Below are 15,445 nucleotides of genomic sequence, written 5' to 3'. Positions count from 1 at the left end.
TACCGTGGACGGGTCGGGGGACTGGTCGTGCTCGGCGGCCACGGCGATCCCGGACGGCACCTACACCTTCACTCCCACCGCGGGCACCTTCACCGGCCTCCCGGTGACCGTGACAATCTCCACCACGGTGGATGTGGATTGTGATAGTAGCGATCTGATCGCGGCGATTGACGCGGTCAACACTGGCGGCGGCGGCACTTTGGCACTTGAACCGTACTGCGTCTACGACCTCACCGCGCCCTATGACGGCGTCGACGGCCTGCCGCCCATCACCGACGCCGTCACCATCAACGGCCACAATGCCACCATCCGCCGCGCCACCACCGCGGCCACCGAGTTCCGGATCCTCGACATCGCCTCCGGCGGCACCCTGACCGTGAACGACCTCACCGTCATGAACGGTTCCCTCACCGGCGGCGACAGCGGCGGCGGGATCCTGGTGCAGAACGGAGGAGCCCTCACCGCGGACACGCTCACCCTCCAGGGCAACCACACCGACGACGACGGCGGAGGCATCAGCGTCGCAAGCGGCGGTACCACCGCCCTCACCGACAGCCTCATCAACGACAACTCGAGCGATGGCCAGGGCGGGGGTGTCGATGCCGAAGGAACGGTCGCCCTCACCGGCGCCACCGTCTCCGGAAACCGGGCGCAGGTCTACGGCGGCGGCATCAACACCGACAGCGACGCCGAGACCCTCACCATCACGAACAGCACCATCAAGAACAACACGGGCATTCGGTACAGCGGTGGCTTGGACCTCGACGGCGGGACCGTCACCATCACCGGCAGTTCGATCAGCGACAACAGAGTCACCAACGGATCTGCCGGAGGCCTCTTCAGCGCCGCGAACCTCACCGTCACGAACTCCACCATCGCCGGCAACACCGTCACCGGATCTGGCACCCCCGACGGGGGCGGTATCGAAATCGACGGCGGCACCACCGTGCTGAACAACGTCACGGTAACCGGAAACAAGCTCCTCGGCGCCAACGGGGAAGGTGCCGGCATCGCGGTCCTCGACGGTTCTCTCACCCTGCAAAATGGCAGCGTCGTCAGCGGCAACCTGGCCTCCGGCCAGTACTCCAACGGCGGCGGCATCTACACCGAGGACAAGGCCACCACCCCCACCGTGACCACTGTGGCCGTGACGAGTTCGTCCGTCACCGGGAACACGGTCACCGGAACCGGATCCCGCGGCGCCGGCATCTACAACACCGACGCCGCCATCTCCCTCACCACCAGCAGCGTCACCGACAACACCGCCCCCGCCGCGCCCGCACCCGGCGGCATCTACACCGAAACCCAATTCACCACCGCCACCGGCAACACCATCACCGGCAACACCCCCACCAACTGCCTCCAAAGCCCCGTCATCGTCACCGGCTGCAGCGGCTAGGAGCGTGGGTCAGTAACCGATACCCCTGACGTAGATCGGGATTGTTCGTACGAGATGATCCCGATATGCGTGGCGAGGACGGGCTCTTCGAGGTTGGGCGACTGGAAAGGGAGGCAGCCGCAGGGCCGTCCGGCGGCGGTGGACAAGCGGTTCCGGTCCTTCGACCCGCATCAGGTCCTGCCGCCGCCGCCGTCGTCGTCGTTGGACGACTGGCTGCCCGAGGGGCACTCGGCCCGCATCGTCGCCGACCTCGTCGACGAGGTACTCAACCTGGGACCGGTCCTGGTGGACTACCCGAAAAGCGCGGCCATCCGCCCTACGACCCGAGGCTGATGGTGCGGCTGCTGATCTGCGGCTACACCACCAACGTCCGCTCCTGGGCCAGCCCAACGCGACGGCGCGTTCGCGCAGTTCGTACTGGCGGGCCAGCGACTCGGTGTGGTGGATGACCCGGGACGGGGTGGACTGACGCACATATACGTACGCGTCTCTGGAGCGGTGGGTGGTTCGGACTTTGTCCACCGACAACAGCAGGGCCGGACCCAGCACCGCAGGCGACGACTCAGCGTTCATCGCCGGCCCCCGAACCGTCGTCGGCGTCGGTGAGGGCGCCACGGGCGATCAGCCTGGCCAGCAGCACGAGGGCCTGGGCGCGGGCGGCCTCGGGAAGGTCCTGCCAGCGGCCCTGCGGCGTTGGTACATCCCCCAGGCCGAGGGAAAGTTGGCATGGGGGCGCTACTCTCATGGCACGCAAGTGGGTTCGCCTCTCTCGAATCGTCAGCGCGATCAGGACGAGGGGACCTACTTGTGCTTTCGTGATCAGATAGCCACGTTGTGTGAAGTCGCCAGCTGGCGCACGAGCCGATAGAGCTCCCGCAGCCCGGCCGCATCCAGCACCACGTCGCCCCCGACGGCCTCCGTCCCGGGCCATGACATCGGTGACGTCCGCTCGGATCGTGCCAGGTGAGCCGTCCGGCAGGTCGACCACCAGCAGCAACACGCCGTTCCACCGCTTGAACGACTTCGCCGGCAGCAGCTTTCCGAACAACGGATGCGTCTCCGCGACGACCCTCACCTCACACGGCAAGACCGCACGAAGATGTTGCAGTCGATCGCCTTCACTCCGGGAGTAGGCAAGACACACCTGGCCGTGGGGCTCGCGGTCGCCGCTTGCCGGGCCGGCTACTCGATCTACTTCACCACCCTCGACGACATGGTCCGCAACCTCAAAGCCGCCGACGGCATTGGTCGTTTGACCCGCAAAATGCAGGTCTACCTGCGGCCCAACGTCCTGGTCCTGGACGAGGTCGGCTACCAGCCTCTCGGACGCGACGAGGCGAATCTGGTCTTCCAGGTCGTCGCGAAACGCTACGAGAAGGGCTCAATTGTTCCGACTTCGAACAAGACCTTCACGGAGTGGGGCCAGTACTTCGGTGACGATGTCCTGGCCGGCGCGATCCTCGACCGCCTCCTGCACCACTGCAGCATCGTCGGCACCAACGGAACGCAAAGCTGTACTTGACGGTCACGCTGGCATCCGAGGAGCCGGTGGAGGGGCTGTATTCACGTCCTGAGCACCGTCGACGTCTTCGACGGCCCATCGTTGAGAGGGTCCCAGATGTGTAGTGATCGCCACCGCTGTGTTCAGGGGGATGCACCGCGCGAGGACCATGGCGTTCGAGGTCTGCCGCCGTCAACGGGGCGTGCGCCGTGGGCAGTCGGGGCGTGTTGGAGGGTTGCGGCGGGAAACGGTCGACACAGGCTGGCGGTTGCCCTACCGTCCGAAGCAGGAGGCGGGGCCAGTGAGCGAACCGACGAGGTTGAAGGCCCTGGAAGCCGCCGGACTGGTGCACCCGCAGGCGGCGGCGGTGAGCGCGCTGCTGTTCCGCGAGGGCGGGTTCTTCCTGGCTCAGGACAAGGTCCAGGTCAAGTACGAGATGCTGCGCGCACACGCGGTCGACAGGTGGAACGTGAGCGACGCGGCGTCGGCCCACGGTTACTCGCGGTCTGTGTTCTACCTGGTCAAGGCAGGTTTCGAACGGGCGGGCATGACGGGTCTGCTGGACGGCAGGCCGGGACGACACGGCCCGGTCAAGGTCAAGGTCAAGGTCAAGGTCAAGGTCACCGAGGAGATTGTGGCCTTCATCCGGTCGGCGCCGGTGGGAGCTTCGGGGGCGGTGCTGGCCGACGAGGTGGAGCGGCAGTTCGGTGTGGTGCTGCACCGGCGCACGGTGGAACGGATCCAGCGGCCATGATCTGGGCCGGCCCGTGGGGGCAGGGCTGGTTCCCGCTGCCGGGCGAGGATGCGCAGGCCGAATACGAGATGCTGCGGAGCCATGTGCTTGAGTACGGGCAGTTGCCGTCGTCGCTGATGGCGGCCCGCTTCACACGCCGGGGACTGCCCGGTCTGATCGCATGGCCGGGCGGTGAGAGCACCTTCCGCGCCGAGTTGTCCGGCGCACGCAGGCCGGCGTGGACGCCGCACCGCGATCCGCGGACCGATACCCTCGCCGCCGTGTTCGCGGTGCTGCTGGACTCTGCCGATCAACTGGATCGCGGAAGCGAGTGGGCGGGGAGGCGGGCGCGGTGAAAGCGGCCCTCTATGCGCGGGTGTCCACCGAGGGCCAGCAGGCCCGTGGCACGATCGGGTCCCAACTGGCCCTGCTGCATGAGCGGGTGGCCGCTGAGGGTGACGAGTTGGTCGCGGAGTTCACCGATGACGGCTGTTCGGGTGCCCGGCTGGACCGGCCGGGCCTGGACGCACTGCGGGACGCGGCCGAGGCCGGGCTGTTCGAGCGGGTGTGGTGCCTGTCCCCGGACCGGCTGGCCCGTATCTATGCCTACCAGGTCGTCGTCCTGGACGAGCTGGCCCGTCTGCAGGTGAAGGTGCAGTTCACCGACGCTCCGCCGATCACGGATGATCCGCAGGCCGTCCTGCTGACTCAGGTCCAGGGCGTGATCGCCGAGTACGAACGGGCCAAGATCGCCGAACGTTACCGGCGCGGGAAGCTCTTCCGCTCACGGGCCGGCGAGGTGGTCTCCTGGAAGACGCCCTACGGCTACCGGCGCCTTCCCCGCGAGGGCGAGACGCCTGCCCATCTGGAGGTCTTCGAGCCGGAGGCTGCTGTGGTCCGCCGAATCTTCGAGGACTACACGGTGCGGGACCTCTCGATGCGTCAGATCGCCCGCGGCCTGGCCGCCGATCACGTTCCCACCCCGAGGAAGGGGAACGGCATCTGGGGCACCTCCACCCTCGCCCGGGTTCTGCGCAACGAGGCATATATCGGCAAGGTCTACTTCAACCGCACTGAGGTCGTCCCTGGTCCCGGGCCTGGCCACCATCGACGTCAGGTCCCCCGGCCCCGCGAGGAGTGGATCGCCATCACGGTGCCCGCCATCGTCGCCCAGGAGGCGTTCACCGCAGTCGGCCGTGTCACCCGGGACAACAGCAAGTGGAGCCCGCGCCGGACCGAACCCGGCCAGTGGATGCTGCGTGGCCTGGTCAAATGCGGCTCCTGCCGCGTGGGCACCAACTGCCACAAGATGCGTGGCCGTAACGGCGCCTGGCACCGCTACTACTACTGCCGCAACCACGACCCGGTCCGGGCCGGCGGCAGTGACCGCCGCTGCACCGAGCGCAACATCCGGGCCGATGTCCTGGACGCCTTCGTCATCGCGCAGGTCCACGACGCCCTCCTGCGTCCCGAGACCCTCCTGGCCGGCCAGCACGCCACCGCCGAGAAAACATCCAGCGACGAGGTACTGGCCCGGGAACTGGCCACCCTCGGCCGCAAGCTCCACGCTGCCCAGGCCGAACGGAGCCGCCTGGCCGATCTCTACCAGGCCGGACTGATCGATCTCCCCGACCTGCTGCGACGCGCCACTGCCATCGACCACCGCTCCCGCGACCTGACCCAGCGACGAGACGCACTCGCCGCCCGACGCCACGAACTCGCCCAGGCCGGCCAACTGCACGACCGGATCACCAACTTCGCCCAACGGGCCCGCATCGGCATCGACACCCTCGACTTCGACCAGCAGCAGAACCTCCTTCGCCTGGTGATCGAACAGATCGAAGTCACCGGCTGGCACGTCAAGATCCAGCTACGGATCCCACTCGACGAACCGCCTCACCAGCCCGCGCCACCCGATCCCCGGCCTCTCCACCCCGCACTGTCCAGCCAAGACCGTCTGCGTTCCGTTGGTGAGCATCAACGGCAACGGCTATCGCCTCAAGGACCACGTTACCGCCCTGCAGGACATGACTGCTGCAGAATCCTGACCGCCCGTCAACACCACCGCGGGGCCGAAGCCGTTCCGGCTTCGGCCCCGCACCCATCTGAGCGATCTGCACAACCTCTCTCCAAGAGAGAGCAGCCCTCTCCGGAACTCTGCACGCGAGCCCGTACTCCGTTCTGGATGAACTCGTACGCGGACACCTTCCAACCCGACTTCCACAGTTCAGGCATATTCCGCGTCATGGGCTGCGGGCCACGGTAGTTGCCGCCTGCGGCATGGGAAAGACGTCCATTGCCGCGCATTCCGCGATGCGGCTGACGCGTAATAGCCGGGTGCTGGCACTGCTGCCGACCTTGGATCTGTTGACGCGTGAAACCCGTACGGCCCCAGAAGGCCTCAGCACGAACCGGGGCAGCGAAAGACTCCGACGCGTTCACACGCGGACTGACAGCCCTCCACCCAGTACATCCAGCGCGAAGCCCGCACCGTCGTCCCCCGCGGACACACCTGGATCTGACTGGTGCCCGAGGGAAACACGGTATGGCCCCGCTGAACGGAAGCAGCCTCCTGGAGACCGTAGAGCGCAGAACAGCTCGCGGCCGGAGGGGGTTCGGCATCCCAGTCGGCACAGGCAGCTGTCGAAGTACCGACCAGAGCGCCGACCGCGACGGGAAAAAGGAAGGAAATGCCGTCGCGGGTACAGCATCACACCAGGCCAGCCCGGTCGACACCAAGACACCGACCGACACGCCGACCGTCGCCGGGTGGGCTCGCGTGAGGCGCCCCGACTACGGACGGGCGCCTCTTCTGAGGCGCTTCATTCGGCGGAGATCGCCGGCCCCGAGTGCTCGGCTGTGCCCTGGCCGAAAGGTGACGAGGCGCCGCGTCGCACGGGCGAGTGATCATTCCTCGCGGACGGACGTCGCCTCCTGGCGGGTCGGCAGCGAGCGTTCAACCCGCCGTGTCCGCCTCAGGCCTCGAGCATCTCGGTGACGAGGGCGGCAATGGGGGAGCGTTCAGAGCGGGTGAGGGTGATGTGGGCGAAGAGCGGGTGGCCTTTGAGCTTTTCGACGACTGCGACGACGCCGTCGTAGCGGCCGACGCGGAGGTTGTCCCGCTGGGCGACGTCGTGGGTGAGGACGACGCGAGAGCCCTGGCCGATCCGGGAGAGGACGGTGAGAAGGACGTTGCGCTCCAGGGACTGCGCCTCGTCGACGATGACGAAGGCGTCGTGGAGGGAGCGGCCGCGGATGTGGGTGAGCGGCAGGACTTCCAGCATGCCGCGGGAGATGACCTCCTCGATAATGTCGGGGGTGGTGACCGCGGACAGGGTGTCGAAGACGGCCTGTGCCCAGGGGCCCATCTTCTCAGCTTCGCTGCCCGGCAGGTAGCCGAGTTCCTGGCCGCCGACCGCGTAGAGGGGGCGGAAAACCATGACCTTGCGGTGCCGGCGGCGTTCCAGGACGGCCTCCAGGCCCGCGCACAGCGCCAGTGCGGACTTGCCGGTGCCGGCGCGGCCGCCCATCGAGACGATCCCGACGTCGGGGTCCAGGAGCAGGTCGAGGGCGATGCGCTGCTCGGCGGAGCGGCCCCGCAGGCCGAACGCCTCACGGTCGCTGCGGACCAGTCGCACCCGCCCGTCGTGGCTGACCCGGCCCAGGGCGCGGCCGCGCTCGGAATGCAGGACCAGGCCGGTGTGGACGGGCAGCTCGGCTGCACCGTCGATGTCGATCGCGGCGTCATGGCCGGCGTCGAAGAGGGTGTCGACCTGATCGGCGGGGACGTGGAGTTCGGTGATGCCGGTCCAGCCGGAGGTGATGGCGAGTTCGGCGCGGTACTCCTCGGCGAGCAGGCCGACCGAGCTGGCCTTGATCCGCAGAGGCAGGTCCTTGGAGACGACGGTGACGTCGTAGCCCTCGGCCTGGAGGTTGCGGGCGACGGCGAGGATGCGGGCGTCGGCTTCGCCGCCGCCGACGCGGTAGCCGGCGGGCAAGGTCGAGAGGTCGGAGTGGTTCAGTTCGACCCGGATGGTGCCGCCGAACTCGCCGACCGGGATCGGCTCGTCGAGGCGGCCGTGCCGGATGCGGTAGTCGTCGAGGAGGCGGAGTACCTGGCGGGCGAAGTAGCCCAGCTCGGGGTGGTGCCGCTTGGCCTCCAGCTCGGTGACCACGACCACCGGGAGGACGACCTCGTGCTCCTCGAAACGAGTCATGGCGAGCGGGTCCGCCAGGAGCACGCTGGTATCGAGAACGTATGTGCGCCGATCGCCCTGGCGGGATCGGAGGGGCGTCTTGGACCCGGTACCACGCTCTTCGTCGACCATTGCTGTGTCTCCGATCCGCTACGGCGGGCGACCGGCCCCACCGATCTTCGAATGGGTCGGTCAACCCCGCAGCTCGGCGGTGCGGTTTGGGTGGACGCTAACCCCGACGCCGGGCTCGGCGCGACGGTCTATGAGACGAATCACAACGATTTATCCTCGGGCGAAAGGGCCAAGACGGCTTTCGCGGCACAGTCCGCCCGGTGCTCGTTGAACCAGGCGCGCGGCCAGTTGAGGTCCGAGGCACAGTAGATGAGTTCAATGCCCCGCCTATCAGCGGCGGCCGGGAAGGCCTCCCAGTCGCTGCGCCCTACTCGTCTTCATCACCTTCTGCGGTCCGCTCATCCGCGGTGCGCAGCATGAGCTCACGCACCCTCCTGTGCAGGGTGCGCAGCAGCTCCCGCTCGGCCTCTTCGGTCCTGGACTGGATGTTCCACTGGCGGACGTCGTCGACCAGGTCCTCGATCGCGTCACTGAGCCGGCTTCGCAGCAGGCCGGGGCTGAGGGCCTCGACCTCGACCGCGGTGTGCGGGGCGATGCCTTCGCGCAGGCACTCCTCCCGGTAGCGTTTGAAGTTGACGTCCGCGGTGTTGACGTCGTGGGTGGCGAACTGGCCGGAGCGGACGTCGGCGGCGGTGACGGCGATCTGCTGGAAGTCGAGGTCGAGCCCGCCTTCGCCGTAGCGCTCCATGCGCTCGGCCACCGACCGGGGAACGGACCGGCCACTAGGATCCCAGTCACCCGCGAAGATCACAGTCAAAGCCTTGTCCTGCCGGGCATACTCCTGCACGGCCTCGTAGACGAACGTCTTCGAAGACTGGCCACGGCACGAGTAAAGGCCCACGCCCCAGGCGGAGGTCACCGGGAGAAGTACGCCCGCGACAGAGTCACTCTCGCACCAGGCCTCGACCCGCCTGCTCTGCGAAGCCCACAGATTGCGCCGATAGGCTTCCACCAAGCGCTCCAGGGCGTCCTCCACCGAGCCGTACTGAGCCTCCTGCCGCACCACGCGGGTGCCGTCTGTAATCCACCACCAGGGCAGCATCCCGTGCTCCCGCATGTAGCCGAGCTCGCGAACGACCAGCGAGTAGTTCCGGCGCGACTTGCCGGTGTCCTTCTCCCACAGCAGCCCGAGCCCCAGGTAGTAGATATGTTCTCCACCGTTTCGATGTCTCATGAGACATCTGGAGCGGCGATCGACCTGCGCGGTTGCGGGGTCTCGGCCGTCGGTCCCGTGTCGTGGCGGTGAATCGTGGTGAGACGCTCAGCAGGGGCCGATGGTGTCGGTTCGGGCGGCTCGGTGTTCGTTCAAGGTGACGACGGTGCCGCGGCCGTTGAGTTGGTCGCGGAGGGCTGCGTTGTCGTGGTGGAGGGCGGCGATGACCGTGGCGGAGGCATCGAGTCGGCCTTGGAGCTGGGTCCGCTCTCGCTTGAGGTTCCTCAACTCGACATGCAGATCGTGGAGCTCGTCATCGCGCCGGGCTTCGCCAGGGGTGCGAGCGCCAGTGGCGGCCGTGCGGCGGTCCCAGTCGGCGAGGATGCAGTGGGCCCGGTTCATCGTGGCCCGGCTGACGCCGGCTTCGCGGTAGAGGTTTTCCTTGACGAGCCGCCCGTCGGTGCGGGTGGGGCGGCCTGCGAGGAGTCGTTCCATCGCGGCTCGCAGGGCCTTGACGGTCTCGGCGGAGACCTGGTCGGTGATCGTCTCGGCGGTGGTGGGCTGTGTCATTTCTGGGCCTTTCGGATCACTGAGCGGACGTCATCGAGCTGCTGGTGGATCTGGTCCCGTCGGCAGGGGGCGATCTTGGGCGTCTCCAGCAGGGTCAGGAGGCTGTGCTCCTCGCTGTTCCAGATCTTGAGGTGATCGGGGGTGATGACGCTGTTGGGGCAGCGCCCGGGCTGGCATCGGTCGATCAGCGGGCCGGTGTGTCCGGCGGGGATGACCGCTTCTTCGAGGCACTTCGCGCCCTCGGGATGGTTGTGGTCGAGGGTGCAGTGGTTGAGCTTGCCGAAGCGGAGCGTGACGCGGGCCTTGTGCAACAGGTCGTATTCGGTCCGCTTGTCTCCGGTCTTCGCGGCCCGGGTGGCTGCGAGAGCGGCCTTCTTGACGCTGTTAAAGGTGTGGGTGAGTCTGTCCGCTCCGGGCCCGTAGCCGATCACGACGCCTTCGTGGTGCTGGTCGTAGAGGTCCCGCAGCCGCATGAAGCGGGCGTCCTCGATGGCCGTGTCCAGCAGCCGTGCCCAGTTCGCGTCGGAGGCGCCGTAGCCCTGGGTGGACCGGTTGGCCAGAGCCCTGGTGGCCGCGTGCTTGAGCTGGAGCCCCAGGGCAATCTCGGCGCCGGGCTCGGTGGCGACCAGCATGGACATGGTCTTGCGGAACATATGCGGAGCGACCTTGTCCGCTGGGATCTCGTCCAGACCAGTGCGGTCGGCGGTCGCGTTGACATGCTCGATGAACTTCTCGATGAGCTTGCGGCTGATGCTGTGCTCGTAGCTGTTGCCGCGGCTCACGCTGCCGGGCAGGCCGGGGTCGGCGAAGACGAGTTCGGGGTGTGCGGACAACTGCTCGGCGACGAGGATCGCGCGGGCGACCGGCTCGATGACCCACCAATGTTCCATGGGGCGGCCGGGGTCCTGCTTGCGCTTGCGGGAGACGACTGCCGGCGCCCCGTAGAACTCGGCGACGACGCTGCCGCGTACGACTTCTCGGATCTCGCTGTCGCGCATCATCGACAGCGCGGCGACGAAGATGTAGCAGGCGGCCCGCAGAGCCCGGCACTCGTGTCCCAGGGCCCAGGGGTCGATGCCGGGATGCCAGGGCCCCCGGCTGCCACCGGGGCGGTCCACCTCGGTCGCGGGGTGCCCGAAGAGGCTGCCGGGACGTCCCCGGCCGGCAGCGAGTGCCTGCCGGACGATCTCCCGCGATCTGCTGGCACTGGTCCCGCCGGCCTTGGCGGAGAACGCGTTGCCGCGGCCGCGGCCCATGAGCTCGGCCAGCAGGAACCAGTTCGGCTCCCCAGCCTGCCCGGACCCGCCGTGATGAAGCGGGACGGCGTGGTCCGCGACGGCCAGCCATCGGCTCACGTGTTCGGGTAGCGGCTCCAGTGGGCCGATCGGCCGCGAGCCCAGCCGCAGGTGCGTGTCGCGAGCGGCGAGGATGTCAGAGGAGAAGACGTCGATGTAGGTCCAGGCTGCCTTGATCAGCGGGAACCAGACCTCGGGCCGGATGTTCGGGGTGGAAACCTCGTCGGTTCGAGGATCCTTGGCGACCGCTCGGGCCGAGCGGCCCGGCCAGGGGTCGGCGGCCAGACCCCCGCCGGCCAACGCGGGTGCGAGTTCGTGCAGCAGCCGGATGGAGCCGACGTAGTTGCGGACCGTCGCGGTCGAACGGGCCTCGGCCTTCTCCTTGATGAAGCGGTGCATGTCGCTGCTGGTCCAGGCCGCGGGATGCAGCCCCAGGCCCGCTTCGCGGGCCCACTCGATCAAGACCCGCAGCTCGGAGAGCACGCCGATCACCGTGCCAGGCTGGTAGGGGTCGCGGTCGAGATCGACCCCGATCTCGGCCAGGGCCGGGTGCTGCGGGTTGAGCACGGCGATGCTGATCTCCCGGGCCCTGAGATTCCACTCCTTGGGGAAGCTGTCGAACACCGCGATCCAGCCGGACGGAGCGACGTTTGCGGGACGCCGTTGGGCCTCGAACGGCCACCGGTCGGTGCGCCCGAAGGGCGGGATCTCGACGCCCGGCAGCAGGGGACGTCCCTGGAGGACCGGCTCGTCCTGGCCGAACACCTCGGAGAGGCCGAGCGGGGCGGTGAGGTACTCGTGCAGGCGGGATGGTGCCGGCTCGCGTACGGGCTCGCGGCCGAAGTCCGCTGGTGAGGTCATGAGTCGAACTCCACGAACGAGGACAGGGGAAGCTGCAGCCGCAGGCCCTGGTCGGTGATCTGCCGGCGGGCCCGCTCCAGGTCGGCGGGCAGGACATCGGCCAGGACCGCGTTCAGGTTCGTGCGGCTCTGCCCCCATGTCCGGTTGAAGACCCTGGGGTCGAGTCGGGCCGCCAGCAGCTCCAGGTGCTCTGCGAACAAGAGGAGTTGGGGCAGATTGGAGGGCAGGACGAACGCGTTGGCGCATTCCAGGCAGCGAAGCGGGGCGACCGCGCAGAGCTCGCCGGGCGGGCTGTAGGGCGACTGGTAGGGGTCGCGGCAGCTGCTGACGCCCATGTCGAGCTCGCCCTGGACGATGTCCTCGGCCTGCTTCGCGTCCAAGCCGAGCGTATCGAGGACTTCCGGGTCGCCGAGCCGGTCGGCGGCCTGCTCGTCCAGCACCACCGGGCCAGCCAGCGCCCGCTTCAACCAGTCGGTTTGCGCCCGGGTGATAGTGTGCCCGGCCATCGTCCGCAGGGTCGTGCCGTGTGCATAGTGGCCCCAGAAGACCTGCTCGGTGTGGTCGTCGGCGGCATCGCTGACTAGGCCGCGGAACGCGATGGTCTTCTCGACCTTGGTCGACTTCCGCAGCCGGCGGATGTCCATCTTCCCGGCGACCGTCACCTCGGTCCGCCGCACCCACTCGTCCAGGCCGCCGCCACGGCCAACCGGCTCGAAGGGTCGGAAGGACAGCTCGCCGCGCTGGTGGGAGTTGTCGGTGTGCGGGATGACGCTGCCGCGGATGAACAGGTAGGGCTTTGCGGTGGTGCTGCGGCGCCGGGCACCGGCGGTGACCGCGATCAGGGTCCGCAGGATCTCGGCCGTGCTGAGCCCGGCCCGGTCCGGATGCATGACCCGGCTCTCCTCGCCCATCTCCTTGAACTCGCGGTAGCGGATCTTGTGGGCGCGTCGCTTCACCAGCCGCAGCCGTACTCCTCCGGGCATGAACTCCACGTCGTCCTCGGTCAGGTAGGCGACTTCCTCGGGAGCGTGGCCGGTCGCGGCAATCAGCAGCACCCGGAAGGACTGCAAGTCGATGTTGCGCGGATAGAGCAGTGAGGCGATCGCGATGGTCAGCAGGTAGCGGCCCGTGCTCGGGCTGAACCGCACTCCGGCGAAGTCGAAGACCTCCTTCAGCTCCGCAGGCCAGGAATGGTGGTTGGGCAGAGCCCTCCAGATATCCAGCGGGGTGACCAGGCCGTTCGCCAGGCCGAAGGCGAGATTCGCCAGGCTGGTCCAGCCCGCCGTGCGCGGGTCGGCGCCCGCGGCCACCAGTTCCCGGCCCCGCTCCAGCCGCCGCTTCAGCCCGCGGATATCCGCCCAGGCGGCCCTGACCAGCTCGCGCTTCTCCGCTCGGGTGAACTCCTCCAGCTGCCGATGCGTGCGCGGGACGCTCGCCGGGATCGCGGTCGTCAGCACCCGCTGGACGGCCGGCGCCAGCACCCGCTCGGGGTGCTGGCCACGAAAGCGGATCAGGGACAACACGTCGGCGGCCAGGAAGTAGGGCCGAGTGGAGCCCTCCTCGAACTGACCAGGCAGGGTCCTGATCCACTCCCGGATGTAGAAGCTGACGTCCGGCTCCGAGCCGGCCAGCGAACAGGCCGCCGCTTCCGGCCCGGCCTCGCGGTCCACGAACGAGCACAGGTTGAGCAGTCCCTGCCGGTAGGTGAAGACTCCGGTCGGGTGCGGCCGCTTCAGCTCGACGTAGTCGGCCAGCTCGGCCGCAAGCTCGTCCGCCAAGCGGCGGCAGGCGAGGCCAGTCGTGTCCACCTTCACCCGTGCCCTGCGGCCTGTCGCGGTGAACACCTCCAACTCCCAGCGGCCACCGATCCGTTGCGGACGCTCCTCCTCGGCGGGCTCGGTGAAGTCCCGCGTGCGCTCACCCCTCCTGGGCATTGCGTTCCCCCTCCAGCAACCAGACGGCGATGTCCGAGTAGGAGGCCCCATCACTGTCCGACCAGGCGCGAAATGCCTGGTCAACATAGGTCATCGGGTCCTCCAGGTAGGCCAGGTACTCGTAGGTGGTGCGAGGGCTCGCGTGTCCCAGAGCGCGCTGAACGACCAGCAGCGGGTTCATCGAGATGTGCTCGGCCAACGTCACCAGCGGCCGGGGGTCCGCCCGCCTCAGTTCCGCCTCGATCAGCATCTGGGTGAGGTGCTTGAGCAGCCGCAGGGCGAAGGTGTGCCGCAGATCGTGGAAGCGCCAGGGCCTGCGCGGCAGCACCGGCGCCGGACCCCGCTCGGCGAAGGCGGACATCCTCTCCCAGGCAAGGCGCCGGATCCGGTCCCAGGACGAGGGCCCCAGCATCAGCCCGCCCTGGCCGAGGAAGACAGCCATCGCCTCCAAGCCACCGGCGCACTCGCTGACCGTGATCCGCCGCAGCTCAGCAGGCATCCGGGCCATGGCGAACGTCCGTCGCCGCCCCTCCAGCACCCCCGAGAGGCGGCCGAGCCCGTCGATGTCGTCGACGACGAACAGCTCGCGATGCCGGCGAGCGAGCCGTGCAGCCGCCCGCTCGACGATCTCCGCCCGCTCCAGCAGCCGGTAGGTGTCCACCAGGTCCAGCGGTGCCGCCGGGACGTAGACCTTCCGGCGCCGACCGCCCTTCGCACATGCCTGCAAGCCGAACTCCCCCGGCCCTTCGGGCCGGCGGACCAGTTCCGGCTCCAGCACGGTCGACCACTCCCGCTTGCGCATACCGGTCATCAGCGCGAGCTCGGCGCCCGCCCGGTTGCGGTGCGGGAACCCGCCCCGGAAGACGACATCGACCTCGCCGTCCGGGCCCTGCCCGCCCAGCCCGACGTCGCGGAAGAACAGGTACTGATCGAGCGCGAGATGCCGCACCTGCATGCCGTGCGACATCCCCGAGCCGTATGCCTTCGGCATCCGCAGCGGCCCGCTGGGGCGGTGCCCGGCCTCGGTCAGCCAGGCGAACAACCCGTTGACCGTCGACGCCTCCCGATCCCACGTCACCGGGTCGATCGGCATCGCCTGGGCGTCCAGACGCTGGCGCCGGTAGGCGAGCAGATCAACCTCGCCCGCGGCCAGCAGGTCCGTCTGTCGCGAGGCAAGGTACTCGGCCAGCCGCAGCACGACGTACGCGTACGAACGCATCGTCTCCGGGACCCGCCCCAGATAGGCGAGGTGACGGAACCACGACGACATCGGCTCTACCGGCCGCATGTCCGCCCCCAGCACGATCGGCGTCCCATCCGGAATCACCTGCCGGTCCAGCAGAGCCACCGCCGTACTACCGGCAAGCTCGTCCCCGTACCGCTTCACCAGCGGCCGCTTCACGAAGTACAGGTCCAACTTTCCCTCCCATGGAACATCGCCATGAGAGAGATGAGCAGCACAGACCGAGATTATTTGGGCGGAAAGATCAAACCACTCGTTGCAGTGAGACACCGCGAAACTATGCAGAGAACACGTGACGCACACTGCATGGCTGGGCCGCTTCCACCATCGAGTACAGCGCCGCACGCAGAGCCTCTACCTGCGCTTTCGTACGGCGCGGCCGTTTTACGGAGCTAGCGCTGTAACCCATGCCTCCAGTGTGCGGCCAA

The 15,445-nt window shown here is 68.3% G+C and carries 11 protein-coding genes and 2 pseudogenes; 6 read left to right on the top strand and 7 right to left on the bottom strand.

The window, feature by feature from the left end; genetic code table 11:
- Both ACFYXH_RS40995 and ACFYXH_RS40990 read left to right on the top strand, forming a co-directional pair.
- Nucleotides 1-1,399: hypothetical protein (locus ACFYXH_RS40995; protein ID WP_389574567.1), on the top strand; the 1,399-nt coding region annotated here is incomplete at its 5' end.
- Nucleotides 1,400-1,453: 54 nt separating this feature from the next.
- Nucleotides 1,454-1,803: pseudogene (locus ACFYXH_RS40990) on the top strand (hypothetical protein); the annotation flags it as partial.
- A gap of 158 nt (nucleotides 1,804-1,961) precedes the next feature.
- On the opposite strand, the gene ACFYXH_RS40985 reads toward ACFYXH_RS40990, so the two are convergent.
- Nucleotides 1,962-2,144: a hypothetical protein gene (locus ACFYXH_RS40985; RefSeq protein WP_389574564.1), complete on the bottom strand. Its 183-nt coding sequence runs from the start codon at nucleotides 2,142-2,144 to the stop codon at nucleotides 1,962-1,964.
- A gap of 378 nt (nucleotides 2,145-2,522) precedes the next feature.
- Here ACFYXH_RS40985 and ACFYXH_RS40980 point away from each other — a divergent pair.
- The 4 genes and pseudogenes from ACFYXH_RS40980 to ACFYXH_RS40965 form a co-directional block, all read left to right on the top strand.
- Nucleotides 2,523-2,921 (top strand): annotated as a pseudogene (locus tag ACFYXH_RS40980) (ATP-binding protein); the annotation flags it as partial.
- Nucleotides 2,922-3,201: 280 nt separating this feature from the next.
- Entirely contained in the window at nucleotides 3,202-3,654 is a 453-nt protein-coding gene (locus ACFYXH_RS40975; protein WP_389574561.1) for a hypothetical protein, read from the top strand.
- The gene (locus ACFYXH_RS40970) at nucleotides 3,651-3,989 is read left to right on the top strand and encodes a hypothetical protein (RefSeq protein ID WP_389574558.1); all 339 of its coding nucleotides are present in this window, start codon (nucleotides 3,651-3,653) and stop codon (nucleotides 3,987-3,989) included. The genes ACFYXH_RS40975 and ACFYXH_RS40970 overlap by 4 nt, the downstream gene beginning before the upstream one ends.
- Complete coding sequence (locus tag ACFYXH_RS40965) at nucleotides 3,986-5,899, top strand: recombinase family protein (protein ID WP_389574555.1); 1,914 nt, start codon at nucleotides 3,986-3,988, stop codon at nucleotides 5,897-5,899. The genes ACFYXH_RS40970 and ACFYXH_RS40965 overlap by 4 nt, the downstream gene beginning before the upstream one ends.
- 709 nt (nucleotides 5,900-6,608) lie before the next feature.
- On the opposite strand, the gene ACFYXH_RS40960 is transcribed toward ACFYXH_RS40965, so the two are convergent.
- The 6 genes from ACFYXH_RS40960 to ACFYXH_RS40935 form a co-directional block, all read right to left on the bottom strand.
- A complete protein-coding gene (locus ACFYXH_RS40960; RefSeq protein WP_389574552.1) occupies nucleotides 6,609-7,961 on the bottom strand; it encodes a PhoH family protein in 1,353 nt (450 codons plus the stop codon).
- A 307-nt stretch (nucleotides 7,962-8,268) separates the two neighbouring features.
- A complete protein-coding gene (locus ACFYXH_RS40955) occupies nucleotides 8,269-9,135 on the bottom strand; it encodes a hypothetical protein (RefSeq protein ID WP_389574549.1) in 867 nt (288 codons plus the stop codon).
- A gap of 87 nt (nucleotides 9,136-9,222) precedes the next feature.
- Complete coding sequence (locus ACFYXH_RS40950) at nucleotides 9,223-9,684, bottom strand: hypothetical protein (protein ID WP_389574546.1); 462 nt, start codon at nucleotides 9,682-9,684, stop codon at nucleotides 9,223-9,225.
- A complete protein-coding gene (locus ACFYXH_RS40945; protein WP_389574544.1) occupies nucleotides 9,681-11,840 on the bottom strand; it encodes an integrase in 2,160 nt (719 codons plus the stop codon). The genes ACFYXH_RS40950 and ACFYXH_RS40945 overlap by 4 nt, the downstream gene beginning before the upstream one ends.
- Entirely contained in the window at nucleotides 11,837-13,774 is a 1,938-nt protein-coding gene (locus ACFYXH_RS40940; protein WP_389574541.1) for a hypothetical protein, read from the bottom strand. Before ACFYXH_RS40940 ends, ACFYXH_RS40945 begins: the two co-directional genes overlap by 4 nt.
- Nucleotides 13,758-15,191, bottom strand: a complete 1,434-nt coding sequence (locus ACFYXH_RS40935; protein ID WP_389574539.1) for a site-specific integrase — start codon at nucleotides 15,189-15,191, stop codon at nucleotides 13,758-13,760. The genes ACFYXH_RS40940 and ACFYXH_RS40935 overlap by 17 nt, the downstream gene beginning before the upstream one ends.
- Nucleotides 15,192-15,445: the final 254 nt, after the last annotated feature.

This window comes from Streptomyces sp. NPDC002730, from assembly GCF_042888805.1.
Taxonomy (GTDB): Bacteria; Actinomycetota; Actinomycetes; order Streptomycetales; family Streptomycetaceae; genus Streptomyces.
This window is presented reverse-complemented; position numbering and strand designations above follow the sequence as displayed.